12 protein-coding genes are annotated in these 14,934 nt (G+C 64.3%); 8 read left to right on the forward strand and 4 right to left on the reverse strand.

Annotation, left to right across the window (positions count from 1 at the left end):
* Positions 1-141: 141 nt before the first annotated feature.
* Entirely contained in the window at positions 142-717 is a 576-nt protein-coding gene (locus FJ978_RS27000; protein WP_013894693.1) for a TMEM175 family protein, read from the reverse strand.
* Positions 718-956: 239 nt separating this feature from the next.
* On the opposite strand from FJ978_RS27000, the gene FJ978_RS27005 reads away from it, so the two are divergent.
* Together FJ978_RS27005 and FJ978_RS27010 are read left to right on the forward strand one after the other, a co-directional pair.
* Entirely contained in the window at positions 957-1,361 is a 405-nt protein-coding gene (locus FJ978_RS27005) for an SH3 domain-containing protein (RefSeq protein ID WP_013894694.1), read from the forward strand.
* A 331-nt stretch (positions 1,362-1,692) separates the two neighbouring features.
* Positions 1,693-2,901: an MFS transporter gene (locus FJ978_RS27010; RefSeq protein ID WP_140575503.1), complete on the forward strand. Its 1,209-nt coding sequence runs from the start codon at positions 1,693-1,695 to the stop codon at positions 2,899-2,901.
* Between the two features lie 13 nt (positions 2,902-2,914).
* On the opposite strand, the gene FJ978_RS27015 is transcribed toward FJ978_RS27010, so the two are convergent.
* Positions 2,915-4,387, reverse strand: coding sequence for an MATE family efflux transporter (locus FJ978_RS27015; protein WP_140575506.1), 1,473 nt, complete (start codon positions 4,385-4,387; stop codon positions 2,915-2,917).
* A 204-nt stretch (positions 4,388-4,591) separates the two neighbouring features.
* Between FJ978_RS27015 and FJ978_RS27020 the strand changes: the two genes are divergently transcribed.
* Positions 4,592-5,383 (forward strand): L,D-transpeptidase, encoded by a 792-nt coding sequence (locus tag FJ978_RS27020; RefSeq protein WP_140575509.1) that lies wholly within the window; start codon positions 4,592-4,594, stop codon positions 5,381-5,383.
* 89 nt (positions 5,384-5,472) lie between these two features.
* Here the strand turns inward: FJ978_RS27020 and FJ978_RS27025 are convergent, their stop codons facing one another.
* Complete coding sequence (locus tag FJ978_RS27025; protein WP_140575512.1) at positions 5,473-6,963, reverse strand: esterase-like activity of phytase family protein; 1,491 nt, start codon at positions 6,961-6,963, stop codon at positions 5,473-5,475.
* A 300-nt stretch (positions 6,964-7,263) separates the two neighbouring features.
* Here FJ978_RS27025 and FJ978_RS27030 point away from each other — a divergent pair, with 300 nt between their 5' ends.
* From FJ978_RS27030 to FJ978_RS27040, 3 genes are all read left to right on the forward strand, one after another.
* Positions 7,264-9,675 carry an FAD-dependent oxidoreductase gene (locus FJ978_RS27030; RefSeq protein ID WP_140575515.1) on the forward strand — a complete coding sequence of 804 codons (2,412 nt, stop codon included), beginning with the start codon at positions 7,264-7,266 and terminating at the stop codon, positions 9,673-9,675.
* Positions 9,676-9,687: 12 nt separating this feature from the next.
* Entirely contained in the window at positions 9,688-11,241 is a 1,554-nt protein-coding gene (locus tag FJ978_RS27035; RefSeq protein ID WP_140575519.1) for a trimethylamine methyltransferase family protein, read from the forward strand.
* Between the two features lie 111 nt (positions 11,242-11,352).
* On the forward strand, positions 11,353-11,667 hold the full coding sequence (locus FJ978_RS27040) for a hypothetical protein (RefSeq protein ID WP_140575523.1): 315 nt from the start codon (positions 11,353-11,355) through the stop codon (positions 11,665-11,667).
* Positions 11,668-11,685: 18 nt separating this feature from the next.
* On the opposite strand, the gene FJ978_RS27045 is transcribed toward FJ978_RS27040, so the two are convergent.
* Complete coding sequence (locus FJ978_RS27045) at positions 11,686-12,711, reverse strand: LacI family DNA-binding transcriptional regulator (RefSeq protein WP_013894702.1); 1,026 nt, start codon at positions 12,709-12,711, stop codon at positions 11,686-11,688.
* A gap of 280 nt (positions 12,712-12,991) precedes the next feature.
* Between FJ978_RS27045 and FJ978_RS27050 the strand changes: the two genes are divergently transcribed.
* Entirely contained in the window at positions 12,992-14,023 is a 1,032-nt protein-coding gene (locus tag FJ978_RS27050) for a Gfo/Idh/MocA family oxidoreductase (protein WP_140575527.1), read from the forward strand.
* The gene (locus FJ978_RS27055; protein ID WP_181176846.1) at positions 14,023-14,928 is read left to right on the forward strand and encodes a sugar phosphate isomerase/epimerase; all 906 of its coding nucleotides are present in this window, start codon (positions 14,023-14,025) and stop codon (positions 14,926-14,928) included. The genes FJ978_RS27050 and FJ978_RS27055 overlap by 1 nt, the downstream gene beginning before the upstream one ends.
* Positions 14,929-14,934: the final 6 nt, after the last annotated feature.

Genomic DNA, 14,934 nt, shown 5'->3' on the forward strand with positions numbered 1-14,934 from the left:
CGTCAAACAAAGAGCAATTCCAGGAAAAGTGTGAAGCGGTTTTCCGTCCGGAATTGCGTCAAACAAAGAGCAATTCCAGGAAAAGTGTGAAGCGGTTTTCCGTCCGGAATTGCGTCAAACAAAGAGCAATTCCGGGAAGGTCTACTTTTCGATCATCCGCGCGAAACGCGTATCCGGCACCAGCCAGACCAAGGCGACCAGCACATAGAGCGCTACGCCGATCCACTGACTGACGAAGGTCAGCACGATGGCCGCGATATAGACGGCGAGCGAGATCTTTCCCTTGCGATCGTGGCCCAGCGCCTTGGCAAAGGCGGTCTCGTTGCCGTGCAGGCGGTGCAGCGCTGCGGCCAGGATCGTATAGGCAATGGCGCAGAGTGCGAGATCGGCGCCATAGACGGCGACCGGCACCGGCGCAAAGTGGTTCTCGCCCATGAAGGCGGTCGTTGCCGGCATCAGGGACAGCCAGAACAGCAGGTTGAGATTGGCCCACAGCACGCTGCCATCGACGCGCTGCACGGTATGGAACATGTTGTGCAGATTGTTCCAGTAGATGCCGACGTTGATGAACGACAGTACGTAGCAGAAGAAGATCGGCCACAACGGTGCCAGGGCGGAAAAATCCTCGCCATGCGGCACTTTCAGTTCCAGCACCATGATGGTGATGATGATGGCCACCACGCCGTCGGTGAATGCCTCGACCCTGCCTTTGCCCATGATTCCACCCTTTTGGCCGCAACGAATTGTCGAAAGAAAGTAAATTGTTAGCTTATGTTGCCGGGCCGATAAACGGCGCTTGGGAAATTCCTCAACTATGTCGGTGGAAACCGTGGAACCGGAGCCGCCGATCGCCGTGATTGGCGCTGGCCCGTTGTTGACTTTTCCCACCGCTGGCTCTCCCCTGTGACGCCTCGCGCCAACGCAGTCGACCGGACGGGGAACGAATGGAGGGATTGATGAGATTTCGATTTCTGCTTGCGATCGCGACCGTACTGGCCGCGGTCTTCGGTACATCCGCCGCGGCCTTCGCCTATGGCGCCCACACCACCACCAACCTCAACGTCCGCAGTGGACCGGGGGCAAGCTACGCAAGGGTCGGAACCCTGCCGGCCGGCTTCAGGGTGAATGTCACCGGCTGCGAGCCTGGCTGGTGCAGAATCCATGGCGGCGGTGTCAGCGGCTGGGCCAGTTCCGGCTATCTCTCGCGGGCCCATGTCGTTCGTCCGCCGGTCATCATCGTGCGCCCGCCGCATCGGCCGCCGCACTGGAACCACCGGCCGCACCGTCCTCCGCATCATCGCCCGCCGCACAGGCCGCGCCCCGGCAAATGCAAGATCGCGCCCGGCTTCCCCTGCAAATAGGCCTAACTTTCCTGCAAATAGGCCCAACTTTCCTGCAAATAGCCCCAACTTTCCTGCAAATAGGATGGCCGCGGCTGATACGTGATGGATCGAGGCCGCCGGCCTCGATCCGAGCCTTCTTCAGTCGGCGGCTTTCCCGTTGAGGCTCTGGTTTTTGTTTTGACGCAATTGCCAAGGGAAGCGCCAATGCGCTTTCCCTGGGAAACCGCTTCACACTTTTCCTGGAATTGCTCTCAGTTCACCGTGGTGTCAGGAGCCTGCCAGCCGGCCGGAACGTCGGGAATGACGACGCGTTAAGATCGCGATCCCGAGGCTGGAAGGGAGGTTGGCCATGACATTTCGCGATTTGGCGCATACGCAAGAAGCGGCTCGTGGCGATGCTCTTGCCATTCCGACTGTCGCCGCCATGATTGCCGTGCTGTTTGCCGGCAGCACGGCACTGACACCGCTTTATATCATCTACAAGCAGCAATTCGGTTTTTCGCAGATCACGCTGACGCTGATCTATGCGGTCTATGTCGTCGGCAATCTCGCCGCCTTGCTGGTGTTCGGCGGCGCATCGGACGTTGTCGGGCGCCGGCCAGCGGCCCTGGCGGCGATGGGCGTCGCCATCGTCAGCGGGCTTGTCTTCCTGTTCGCCGAAAATGTTCTCTCGCTCGACATAGCGCGCATCCTGAGCGGGCTTGGCATAGGCATTGGCGCAGGGACAGGGACCGCGTGGATTGCCGAGCTTCTCCCCAATGCCGACAAGTCGCGCGCCAGCGTCATTGCCACCAGCACCAATTTCCTCGGCCTCGGATTCGGCGCGCTCGTTTCGGGACTGCTGGCACAATATGAGCCCTGGCCGTTGCGGCTGGTCTTCATCGTCTTTCTGGTGGCACTCGTGGTGGTGACGATCCTGGTCTGGCGCACCCCTGAAACGATCGCGAAGCCCGGTGGCGTCAATCAGATTTCCATGCGGCCGCAACTTTCCATCCCGCAGGAAATACGCGCGCGCTTCGTTGCGCCGGCGGTGACCGGCTTCGGCGCGATGGCGCTGGTCGGTTTCTATGCCGCCCTCGCTCCCAGCATTCTGGCGCAGCAGCTGCAGGAAACCAACCACGCCGTCGCCGGCGCGCTGTTCTTCGAACTGGCGATCGTCGCCGCAGTCAGCATCGTGGTGCTAAAGCAGGTGCAGAGCAGCAAGGTCATGTTGGCCGCGCTTGCCCTAATGGTCCCCAGCGTCCTGCTGGTGGTGGCGGCACAGATGCTGGCATCGATGGTGCTGATGATCGCGGCCACCGCCTGCTGCGGCGTCGTGGCGGCGCTTGGCTATCGCGGCGGCCTGCAGGTGGTGAACGAGATCGCGCCGGATGATCGCCGCGCCGAGGTTGTGTCCAGCTTCTTCGTCTGCTGCTTCGTCGGCAACGCCTTGCCGGTCATCGGAATCGGGATCGTGTCGACCTATGCCAGTCCGATCGCCGCAAGTCTGGCATTCGCCGCCATGATTATCCTATTCGCGGTGGTGGCGCTGGGCTTCGGGCTGAAAACCAGGCGTTGAGACGAGGCAGGCCTCAACCGTTCGGCGTTTCCGGCGCCATGTTCGCTCGTCCGCGCGGCACGCCAAGCCCGGTGTCCGGCGGCTCGCCGGCAGCCGGTCGGTTCTCGATCATGTGCAAGGTGCGCCAGCCACCGAAGCGGTAGTAGGCCGCGGCCAGAACCAACGAGGTGATCGAGCCGGCCGGGAAACTCCACCACAGCGCTTCCTCGCCGAGCACATCGCGCATGAAATAGGCGAAGCCGGTGCGCACGACCAGCACCGAGATCACCAGGATGATCAGCGGCGGCATCACCGCGCCCGTGGCTCGCACCGTGGCGAACAGCACGATGGTGATGCCGAACAGGACGAACGACCACGACGCGACACTGTTGATGTGGGCGGCGATGTCGATCGCCGCGCTGTCGCTGCTCAGGAACAGGCTGAGGATCGAGCGGTCGAAGAACCACAGCAGCGCGACGAGGGCGCCGGTCAGGACGAGGTTGAAGCCGACGCCGGAGGCAGCGACGCGGCCGATCCGGTCCCAGCGGCCGGCACCGACATTCTGCGCCGCCATGGAGGAGACCGCGGCACCGATGGCGAGCGCCGGCATCTGGATATAGGTCCACAATTGCGCGGCGATGCCGTAGGCGGCGGCAACCTGCGAACCGTAGGAATTGACGATGCCCATCACCGTCAGCGCCGCCGCCGAGATGACGATCATCTGCAGGCCCATCGGCACGCCCTTGAAGACGACGATGCGCAGCAAGGCTGGGTCTGGCCGCAGCAGGGCGAGGTTGGCGCCGGCCAGCCGCAACGGATGCTTGCGCGCATAGAGCACGACCAGGATGGCGATGACGCTCACCGTTTGGCCGATCAGGGTGGACGTGGCCGATCCGGCGATGCCGAGTTCGGGAAACGGCCCGATGCCGCGGATGAGCAGCGGGTTGAGGATGATGTCGAGGACGACCGCGAGCGCCATGAAGATGAAGGGCGTGCGCGAGTCACCGGCGCCACGCAGCACGGTCATGACGAAGGACAGAAGATTCGTCATCGGCACGGCGACGAAGATGATGCGCAGGTAGGAACGCGCCAACGGCAGGGCGTCGGCCGGGGTGCCGAGCGTGTTGAGGATGGCGTCGACCCAGATCCAGCCGCAGACGGCGAAGATGATCGAGACGAGGAAAAAGAAGGTGGCGCTGGTGCCGACGATGCGGCGCGCCTCCGGCAGGTCGCGGGCGCCGACCGACTGCGCCACCAGGATGGTCGCCGCCATGCCGATGCCGAACACGGTGCCCAGGATGAGGAACAGCACCAGATTGGCATTGGAGGTGGCGGTCAGCGCCGATTCACCCAGGAAACGGCCGACCCAGACGGCGTTGATCGACCCGTTGAGCGACTGCAGAACGTTGGAGCCGAGCACCGGCAGGGCGAACAACAGCAGCGTGCGCGGGATCGGGCCGCTGGTCAGGTCGGCGGTGCGCCGGCGCGTGGGCTTTTTTTCGTCCATGGCTGGCAACTCGGGAAGTGGTATTTGGATCCGGTCCCCATCATTGCCGATTCAGCGGGACAGGTCGATGCGGTGCCGGAAAAGATTGGCATCGGGTCTTCTGGCGCGCCTTGATCTAATCGTGTTCTCAAAGCTTCCGGAATGGGATACTGATCCTGATGGGGCCGCGTTCCTGTTGGATCTTGCGGTTGAGCTGGGGGGTTCATGTCCGATATTCCGCTGTTTTCCGAGCGCCTGAACCGGCGTGCCTTTCTGAGTGCGTCCGCTTTGGGCGCGGCCGCGATGGCCCTTTCGGCGTGCTCCACGACGGATGTCGCGCCACCGCCGCCGGTGGCCGCCGCGCCGCCCGATGCGGCTTTCGGTGACGCCGCGAGCATGTACGCGGCGCGCACCGACGAGGGCTATCAACTGCCGGCAATCCCGGTCACCAAGCTCGACCCGAAGTTCGTGCGCCAGGTCGTGGCCGACCCGACCGGCGAAAAGCCCGGCACGATCGTCGTCGATACGTCAGAGCACTTCCTCTATCTGGTGCAAGATGGCGGCAAGGCCGTCCGCTACGGCGTCAGCCTCGGCAAGGCCGGTTTCGGCTGGACCGGCAGCGCCGTGGTCCAGGCGAGGAAGAAGTGGCCGGTGTGGACGCCGCCGCCGGAAATGATCCAGCGCCGGCCGGAACTGGCGAAATACAAGGACGGCATGCCGCCCGGCCCGCAGAGCCCGCTCGGCGCCCGCGCCCTCTATCTGTTCCGTGACGGCAAGGACACGATGTACCGGCTGCACGGCACGCCGGAGTGGGATTCCATCGGCAAGAACGCGTCGTCCGGCTGTGTGCGCTTCATGAATCAGGACATCATCGACCTCTACAGCCGCGTCAACGGTCCTGCCCAGGTCTTCGTGCGTCCCAATCTGTCGGCCGCCGGCAAGATCATGGCCGTGTCGAGCAGGACAGCCGAGCCGATCGATGCTGGCGTGCCGAAGGACGCGGAGATGTTGAAGTAGGCGCCTTCGCGGGTCCCTGGCAGGGCTGATTCATTCGATCGTGGCAGGTCAAGCGGGCGCGTCAGGCGCGCCCGCTTGCATGGGTATCGCTACTTCTTGGCGAGGCCGGGCAGCGTCACTTGATAGACCAGGAACATGGTGTCGACATTGGCGCCGTCGTCGGCTTTGTAGGGCGCGCCGACCTGGAAACCGTCCTGGGCCAGGAAGTCGTTGTCATTGGCGACGAACAGGAAATAGTCGTCCGGCAGCTTCGGATCGAGCACGCTTGCCAGCGACATCGCTTCCCATTTTTCAGAGAGGTTGTCGTGATCGTTCGGCGCGCCATTGTGCAGGCCGAAGCGGCCGAGCTGGGCATTGTCGTTGATGTCGATGAACGGCGTCAGCTTGGCCGGTGTCACCGATGGATCGAGCACGCCCTTTGGCGCTACCGGCTTGTCCTTGTCGAAATCCGTGCCGGCGATGTCGGTGGCGGCGGAGACGTCGACGATGCTGATTTCGCGGTAGAGCGAGGTATCGCCCTTCAGGCCCTGGCCGTTGCCGCTGTCGCGCGCCAACATCAGGAAGGATGTGTCCGACAACGCCACGATCTCGCTTTGCGCGGCGACCTTGGTCTTGCCCTTGGCATCCTTGAACACCGGCAGCGGCACGACATACTCATGCGCCAGTTTCAGGTGGGCGAGATCGGACGCGTCATAAACCAAGGCTCTGGTGTTCCGCCGCGTCGCAGGAGAATCGCCGCCATCCTGCCGGGTCGCCGACTGCAGCACGGCGATCAGGAACTTGCCGTCCGGCGTCATCGCCATGCCTTCGAGGCCCTGGTTGTTCTGGCGGCCGGTTTCCGGATCCTTGGGATCGGGCTCGGCGGCACCGGGGCCGGGATTGTCGGAGGAGAAGTTCGGTGTCCCCTTGCGCATCGGCACCAGGGCAGCCGGCGGCTGGGTCGCCGACATCAGGCGGCCTTGCGCGGAGAAACGGTAGATGTTGGGGCCATATTCGTCGGAGATGAACATCGAGCCGTCGGGCAGTCGCACGATCGCTTCGTTGTCGAGGGCGAGCTTGCCGTTGGTGGCGGCGGGCAGCATCGGCAAGTCGCCGGCGGCGGCGCGCACGTCCGACAGCGGATCGAGGCCGGTGGCGTCGGCACCCTTGTCGTCGGTGAGCAGCATGCTGTCGGCAAGCGTCGCCTTGACGCTGGTCTGTTCCTGGCCGGTAGCTGGGGCGGCGCTCGGCGCGACGGGGATAAACTCGATGCCGATCGTGTTGAGGCGCGGGCGATAGTCGGTGGTGCCGGCGACATTGTAGCCGCGGTCGGGCAACAGCCAGAGCGAGCCCTTGTAGCCGGCAGCGTCATGCGTCCAGCCCGATGTGTCGATCGACATGCCGGAGCCCGAACCGAAGGTTTCGCCGAACTTGTCGCGCTGGGCGGCCGGGATGCGGCCGACGCCGACGAGGCCCTTGTTGACGGGGCCCTTGTTGACGAGGCCGCCGACAGTCGCGGTGCCGTCGGCAAGCGCTGGCGTCAAGGCGGTGAACAAGGCCAGCGCGACGCCAAGCGACGCGGTTCGGTGCAGGTGTTTCATGGACAATCCTCTTTGTGACGAAGCGTGCCGGAACGGCCGAAAGCTGAAGGAGGCGTCACCTCGATGATGCCGCGCGCGCCTCCCCGAGAGCGATCTACGGCGTGAACATGATGCTTGCGTGACAGTGGCGGCGTGGGTCCGCCGGCTTGTTCGCGTACCAACAAAGAAACGCATTCGCGCGACCGAATTGATGGCGCTTTGCCACGCGGAGTTTCGCCCAGTGCGGCAAGTCGACGGCGCGCACTGGACACATATGTCTAGTACGTCTATGGTGCCGACCTCGAACAGGGGAGGGAAGCCTTGAAGTCGCACTACCGCGCAGTCGTCATTGGAGGTGGCGTGGTCGGCGCCTCGGTGCTCTACCATCTGACGCGGTTCGGCTGGTCGGATGTGGCGCTGATCGAGCGTGCCGAATTGACCGCCGGTTCGACCTGGCATGCGGCGGCCGGCTTCCATGCGCTCAACGCCGATCCCAATGTCGCGGCGCTGCAGGACTACACGATCAACCTCTACCGCGAGATCGAAGCCGAATCCGGCCAGAACATCGGCCTGCACATGACCGGCGGCGTCAATATCGCCAGCGATCCCCAGCGCTGGGAGTGGCTGAAATCGGCCTGGGCGGTGTTCCAATCGGTCGGCATCGAGACCGCCCGGCTGGTGAGCCCGCAAGAGATCAGAGAACTCTGCCCGATCGTCGATGTCTCCGGCGTGCTCGGCGGACTGCACGATTCCAACGAAGGCCATCTCGACCCCTACGGCACCACCCATGCCTATACTGGCGCGGCGAAGAAGCGCGGCGCCGAAATCATCCTGCGCAACCGAGTCGTCGAGTTGAAGCCGCGCGCCGACGGAAGCTGGGATGTCATCACCGAGCAGGGCACCATCGTCGCCGAGCATGTCGTCAACGCCGGCGGGCTATGGGCAAAGCAGCTCGGCCGCATGGCCGGCGTCGACCTGCCGGTGACGCCGATGGAGCATCACTATTTCATCACCGAGGACATTCCCGAGATCGCGGCACTCGACCGGGAGATCGGTATCGCCGTCGATCTCGACGGCTTTTCCTACCTGCGCCAGGAACGCAAGGGCGTGCTGCTCGGTGTCTACGAGCAGAACCCGAAGCACTGGAACATGGATGGGGCGCCGTGGGACTACGGCATCGAGCTCATCCCGGAAGACATCGACCGCATCAGCCCGGAACTCGCCAAGGCGCATGAGCGCTTTCCGTGCCTGGCGACGGCCGGCATCCGCAAATGGGTCAATGGCGCCTTCACCTTCACGCCGGATGGCAATCCGATCGTCGGGCCGGTGCGCGGTCTCAAGAATTATTGGGTCGCCTGCGGCGTCATGGCCGGCTTCAGCCAGGGCGGCGGCGTCGGCAAGTCGCTGGCCGAATGGATGATTTTCGGCGAGCCGCAGGCGGATATTTTCGGCATGGACATCGCCCGCTACGGCGCCTTCGCCGCCAACCGCGAATATCTCAGACAGACGACGCGCCAGTTCTATTCGCGCCGTTTCGTCATGACCTTCCCCAATGAGCGGCTGCCCGCGGGCAGACCCTTGAAGCGACCCGGCGCCTATGACGGCATGAGTGCCGCGGGCTGCGAATGGACGGCTTCCTGGGGGCTGGAAATCCCGGCCTATTTCGCGCCGATGGGTTTTCGCGAGAACACCACGCTCAAGCGCTCCAACGCCTTCGACATCGTCGGCGATGAAGCGCTGCAGGTGCGGCGGGCCGCCGGCCTCGTCGATATCTCGGCCTATTCGCGCTACGCGGTGTCGGGGCCAGGCGCCCAGGCATGGCTCGACCGGCTGCTCGCCTGCAAGCTGCCGAAACCGGGACAGGCGCGGCTCGCGCCGATGCTGGGTCCAGACGGGCGGTTGAAAGGCGACCTCACGGTGATCAACTGGGACGGCGGTGATTATTGGCTGATGGGCTCCTACTATCTCAGGGAATTCCACATGCGCTGGTTCGAGAGCCACGCGGCCGACGGCGTCACGGTCACCGATCTTTCCGACGCGATGAGCGGCTTCCTGCTGACCGGGCCGAACGCGCGCAAAATCCTGGAACGCACAACGCACCAGGACGTGTCCGCCGCGGCACTGCCGTTCATGGCCTGCGGGGCATTCGATATCGGCATGGTGCGGGCGCGGGTTGCCCGGCTTTCCATCGCCGGCGAGCTGGGCTTCGAAATCAGCTGCCCGGTGGCCATGCATGCCACGCTCCGCGACACGCTGCTTGCCGCAGGCGAAGATCTCGGCCTGGCCGAGATCGGCTACTACGCGCTCAATTCGCTCAGGCTGGAGAAGAGCTTCGGCATCTGGTCGCACGAATTCACGCAGGGCTACGCGCCTCGCCAGACCGGCCTCGACCGCTTCATCGCCTTCGACAAGGGCGATTTCATCGGCCGCGAGGCGGCGCTGAGGGAGCGCCAGACGGGCACGTCTCAACGGATCGTGACGCTGGAGATCGATGCGCTCGACGCCGACGCCAGCGGCTTCGAGCCTATCTGGCGCGACGGTCGGCGCGTCGGCTTCGTCACGTCGGGCGGATTTGGCTACACGATCGGCAAGAGCGTCGCGCTGGCGTTGGTGGACGACGATTCTGCCGAGGAGGAGACGGCGCTTTCGGTGCACATTGTCGGCGTTGAGCGGCCGGCGCGGGTCATCGCGGCCTCGCCCTACGACCCTGAAGGCAAGGCGATGCGGCAATGAGGAGGATTTCCGATGATCGATGAAGCGGCACGTGAGGCTAGGCGCGAGCGCAGGCGCGGACGCACGGGCGAGGCCGGCAGCGAAAGCAGCCGCCGGCCCAATTACCGGTCGCTGAAGAACCCGTTCCTGCCGCAGCCGATCTTTTCGGACGACCAGGTCGCCTCGATCCACGACACGGCGCTGCGCGTGCTGGAAGAACTCGGCATCAAGGTGCTGCTGCCGCAGGCGCGAGAGATTTTCGCCCGCGCAGGCGCCCTGGTCGACCCGGAGACCGACATGGTGCGCATCGGCCGCGACATGGTGGCGGCGGCGCTGGCCTCGGCGCCGAGGTCGATCCATGCCCGTGGCGGCGATCCTTCCCGCGATCTGACGCTCGAACTCGGGTCGATGACGTTTCTTGCCGGAAGCGGGGCGCCCAACGTCACCGATCTCGAGCGCGGCCGGCGGCCAGGCACGCTCGCCGCCTTCGAGGAGTTCATCAAGCTGGTGCAGCATTTCGATGTCCTGCATATGCTCGGTCCCTGCGTCGAGCCGCAGGATGTCGACAACCGGTTTCGCCACTATGCCGTCAATCGTGCGCAGCTGACGCTGTCCGACAAGTTTCCCTTCGTGTTCGCTCGCGGCACGCCGCAGGTCGAGGACGGTTTCGAGATGCTGCGGCTGGCGCGCGGCCTTTCGGAGGAGGCGTTCCGTTCGGACGCCTGGTGCTATACCGTCATAAACACCAACTCGCCGCGTCAGCTCGACATACCGATGGCGCAAGGCATCATCGATTTCGCCAAAGCGGGGCAGGTCTCGATCATCACGCCGTTCTGCCTGGCGGGCGCCATGGCGCCGATAACCGTTGCCGGCGCGCTGACGCTACAGCATGCCGAAGCACTGGCCGGGCTGACGCTGGCGCAGATCGTGCGGCCCGGCGCGCCGGTCGTCTATGGCTCTTTCTCCTCCAACGTCGATATGAAATCCGGAGCGCCGGCCTTCGGCACGCCCGAACATGTCAAGGCAACGCTGGGCGCCGGTCAACTGGCGCGCTTCATCGGCCTGCCGTGGCGGTCCGGCGGCGGCAGCGCGGCCAACATCTCGGATGCGCAGGCCGCGCATGAGACGCAATTCGCATTGTGGGGCTCGGTTCTGGCCGGCGCCACGGTCTGCATCCATGCCGCCGGCTGGCTGGAAGGCGGCTTGAGCGTTTCACTGGAGAAACTGGTCACCGATGTCGAGGCGTTGCAGACGGTCGCCGAACTCTGCGCCGCGACGCCCGGCGACGACGATTCCATCGGCTTCGAGGCGATCGCCGAAGTGCAGCCGGGCGGCCATTTCTTCTCGGCCGGCCACACGATGGCGCGCTACCGCACCGCCTTCTACGAACCGCTGGTGGCGGACTGGTCGAATTTCGGCAATTGGACGCAAGGCGGATCGAAGACCGCGAGCGAACGCGCCACCGGCATTTGGCGGCGCATCCTTGCCGATTTCGAGCCGCCGGCTTCGGCCGCCGCCACGGCCGGCGTGCTCGACGAGTTCATCGCCCGGCGCACCGAAGAAGGCGGGGCGCCGCCCGTGTCATAAGGCCGATCGTCCCGGTTGTGATCCGGAACTTGCAGTGCCTTCCGCGCATTCATGGTTTGCGGCCGGTGCCCATCGGCACCGGCGAGCCATTTTGAGGGGAGGACCGACACCATGGGTTTCGATCAGTATCACGAACCGCCTGAGGAACTGTCGCAGAAGGTGCGGACCTTTGCCCGCATGATCACCTCGCTGATCGAGGAGGCGGAAGCGATCTCCTGGTACGAACAGCGCATGTCGGTGGAGAAAGATCCGCAGGCTCGCGCCATCATGAAGAACGCGCAAGGCGAGGAGTTCAAGCATTTCGGCATGGACCTGGAATTCCTGCTGCGCCAGAAGGAGGATTGGCGGGCGGAACTGAAGGAAATCCTGTTCACCACGGGCGATATCGTCGAGGCCGGCGAGAAGGGCGAGAAGAAGGTGGACTGAGCACCTTCTTCGTCTCCATCAATCGCTGTCGCGCGCGATCAGCTCCAGCGGCCAGACCTCACGGATGATGCGCGGGCCTTCGGGGCCGGCGAAGGCGGGGAGCGAGGCCAGCAGCATTTCCGCCAGCCGCCGGCCCATTGCCTCCAATGCCGGACGGAAGGCGGTCAGCGTCGGCGAGAAGTAGCGGCAGAGCGGCGTGTCGACGATGACGATCACGGCCATGTCATGGCCCGGCTTGATTCCCATCTCGGCCAGCGCCTTGCAGCCGCCAAGCGCCATCGCGTCATTGTTGAAGATGATGGCCGTCGGTGGGTCCTTGGAGCGCATGACTTGCGGCGTCACCTGGTAGCCGCCGGCCTCGTTGATGAAGCCGTCGGCGATCAGGTCGGGGTCGATCTCGATGCCGTGCCGCTTCAGCGCCTTGCGGTAGCCGTCGAGAAACAGGTAGCCGAAGTTGAGATCAAGTGAAGGGCGGATGGCGGCAATGCGCCGGTGTCCACGCGCCACCAGGCGGTCGACGGCTTCATCACCCGCCCTCTCGAAATCAATATCGAGAGAAGGATAGGTGTCGCCACCGGACTGACTTCGGCCAAGCGTGACGAAGGGAAAGCCTGCCTTGCTGAGATAATCAATCCGATCGTCTTCCCTTCGTGTATTGGCCAACACGACCGCATCGACCAAGCGCGTCTCAACCACGCGGCGCAACCGCTCCTGCTGATATTGGCCGGGCTCACCCATGACGACCATCAGATCGAGGCCATGCTCGGCGAGCTTCGCCTGCAGTCCGATCAGGAACGGGATGAAGAAGGGTTCGCCATATTGCTGGTCGCCCGGATGCGGCTGCAGCATGAAGGCGATCGAATGGGTGGCGCCTTGCCTGAGACTCCGGCCCGACTGGTTCGGGGAATAATTCAGCTTCTTGGCGGCTTCGAGCACGCGCTGGCGTGTGTCGGCATTGACATCGGCACGGCCGTTCAGCGCCCGCGACACGGTGCCGATCGAAATGTTCAGGTGACGGGCAAGGTCATGAATGCTGGATGCCAAAGGACAATTCCCCCGCCTTGGCCGGCGCAATTCCAGGAAAAGTGCGAAGCGGTTTTCCGCCCGGAATTGCGTCAAAACAAAGAGTTAGAGCAGTTCGCCGTTTGTTGAAAGGCTGAACTGCTCTAGCACCGGCTGCCGTTCAGGCCAAGGCTTCCGTATGGTTTTTGAGAAGCAGCCGATTGACATTCTACGCTATCGGGTGTGTTCTCGTAAACGTTTACGGTGATGCCGTGGACGCCGTGACATTCGGCCTGGAGGGGCCGGACGGGAGGAATGCCGAATGATGAAAGCCGTCCTCGTCGGCTGTGGTGCGATGAGCAGACAGTGGCTCGATGCCGCGAGGCAGATCGACGGGCTTGCCATTGTCGGGCTTGTCGATCTCGACGCCGAACGGGCGAAGGCGAGGGCGGGCGAATACGATCTCACCAGCGCCGTCATCGGCACCAGCCTCGACGCGGTGCTCGAGCAGACAAAGCCTGATGCGGTGTTCGATGTCGTTGTCCCCGCAGCCCGGCGCGATGTCGCTTTTGCCGCCTTTGCGCATAATTGCCATCTCTTGACCGAGAAGCCGCTGGCCGACAGTCCGCAGAACGCCCGCGCCATCATCGAGGCAGCCAAACAGGCAAGACGCGTTCACGCCGTCGTGCAGAACCGCCGTTACGTCGCCAATGTCAGGCGCATCCGGCGGTTTCTCGAGTCGGGCGCCATCGGCAATCCGACCAGCATCCATGCCGACTTCTTCATCGGGCCGCATTTCGGCGGCTTTCGCGAGGAGATGGCGCATGTGCTGCTGCTCGACATGGCGATCCACACATTCGACGCGGCCCGCTACATGGTTGCCGGCGAGCCGGCCGGCGTCCATTGCCAGGAATGGGAGCCGGCCAATTCCTGGTACCGGCAGGGCTCGTCGGCCAGCGCCGTCTTCGACCTCGGCGGCGGCAAGGTCTTCACCTATGCCGGCTCCTGGTGCGCCGCCGGTTTCCGCACCAGCTGGGAAGGCAGCTGGCGCATCGTCGCCGAACGCGGCAGCCTCATCTGGGATGGCCACGACGTGCTGAAGGCTGAAATGGTGGTGCCGGGCCGTGACGGCTTGCTGGACAAGACCGAGCCGGTCGAGGTGCCGCCGCTCGACGCGTCAGACCGCATCGGCGGCCATCTCGGCATCATCAGGGATTTCATGCACGCCATCGAGACCGGCACCGAGCCGGAGACGCACGGCGCCGACAACATCAAGAGCCTGGCCATGGTTTTCGGCGCCATCGAAAGCGCCGAGACTGGTCGGCGCGTCGCCATCGCAGAGGAAGCACAGTGATGCCCAACCCGCTTCTCGACATCCGGATCGGCACCATGGTGCGAGCCAATCTCGACGACCCGGCTGCTTACATCAAGCAGATCCTGCCGCTCGGCTTCGAGAGCATCCAGCCCTTCTTCTGGCAGACGCTTGGCGGCAAGGATTTGCCGCGGCTGGCCGGGCAGATCCGCGAGGCAATCGGCGACGCCGATGTCAGCGTGTCCACGCTCGGCGTGTTCGGCAATCCGCTGGAGAGCGGCGAGGTCGATCGCGGCGTGCTCGAGGCGTGGGAAACGGTGATCGACAACGCGCATCTGTTCGGCGCTTCGACGGTCAGCGGCTTCACCGGGCGCCTGCGCGGCAAGAAGCTGACCGACAGCCTGCCGCGCTTTCGCGAGGTGTGGGGGCCGCTTGCAAAACGCGCCGCCGACAAGGGCGTGCGCATCGCTTTCGAGAACTGCGCCATGGACGGCAACTGGGCCGCCGGCGACTGGAACATCGCCCACAATCCGGATGCCTGGGAGCTGATGTTCAACGAATTGCCCGACGACAATCTCGGGCTGGAATGGGAACCCTGCCACCAGCTTGTGTACCTGATCGATCCGATACCGCAGATCCGCAAATGGGCGCCACGCATCTTCCATGTCCACGGCAAGGACGCGACGGTGCGCTGGGACGTCATCCGCGAGCACGGCGTGTTCGGCCGGCTGCCCTTCGTGCAGATGCGCACGCCAGGCTTCGGCGACAGCGACTGGACGCGGGTGATCAGCGAATTGCGGCTTGCCGGATACAAGGGCGCCATCGACATCGAGGGCTGGCACGACCCGGTCTATCGCGGCGACCTGGAGATCACCGGGCAGGCGCGGGCGCTGGAGTATTTAAAGCAATGCCGGGGAGGGCCCAGCTACCTGCCGAACCCGATGTGAGGAAAA

The organism is Mesorhizobium sp. B1-1-7 (assembly GCF_006442705.1).
GTDB classification, from domain to species: domain Bacteria; phylum Pseudomonadota; class Alphaproteobacteria; order Rhizobiales; family Rhizobiaceae; genus Mesorhizobium; species Mesorhizobium opportunistum.

Bases quoted from the DNA above. Each gene is read 5' to 3' on its own strand.
- FJ978_RS27000 (WP_013894693.1), bottom strand. From the start codon at position 717: ATGGGCAAAGGCAGGGTCGAGGCATTCACCGACGGCGTGGTGGCCATC.
- FJ978_RS27005 (WP_013894694.1), top strand. From the start codon at position 957: ATGAGATTTCGATTTCTGCTTGCGATCGCGACCGTACTGGCCGCGGTC.
- FJ978_RS27010 (WP_140575503.1), top strand. From the start codon at position 1,693: ATGACATTTCGCGATTTGGCGCATACGCAAGAAGCGGCTCGTGGCGAT.
- FJ978_RS27015 (WP_140575506.1), bottom strand. From the start codon at position 4,387: ATGGACGAAAAAAAGCCCACGCGCCGGCGCACCGCCGACCTGACCAGC.
- FJ978_RS27020 (WP_140575509.1), top strand. From the start codon at position 4,592: ATGTCCGATATTCCGCTGTTTTCCGAGCGCCTGAACCGGCGTGCCTTT.
- FJ978_RS27025 (WP_140575512.1), bottom strand. From the start codon at position 6,963: ATGAAACACCTGCACCGAACCGCGTCGCTTGGCGTCGCGCTGGCCTTG.
- FJ978_RS27035 (WP_140575519.1), top strand. From the start codon at position 9,688: ATGATCGATGAAGCGGCACGTGAGGCTAGGCGCGAGCGCAGGCGCGGA.
- FJ978_RS27040 (WP_140575523.1), top strand. From the start codon at position 11,353: ATGGGTTTCGATCAGTATCACGAACCGCCTGAGGAACTGTCGCAGAAG.
- FJ978_RS27050 (WP_140575527.1), top strand. From the start codon at position 12,992: ATGATGAAAGCCGTCCTCGTCGGCTGTGGTGCGATGAGCAGACAGTGG.
- FJ978_RS27055 (WP_181176846.1), top strand. From the start codon at position 14,023: ATGCCCAACCCGCTTCTCGACATCCGGATCGGCACCATGGTGCGAGCC.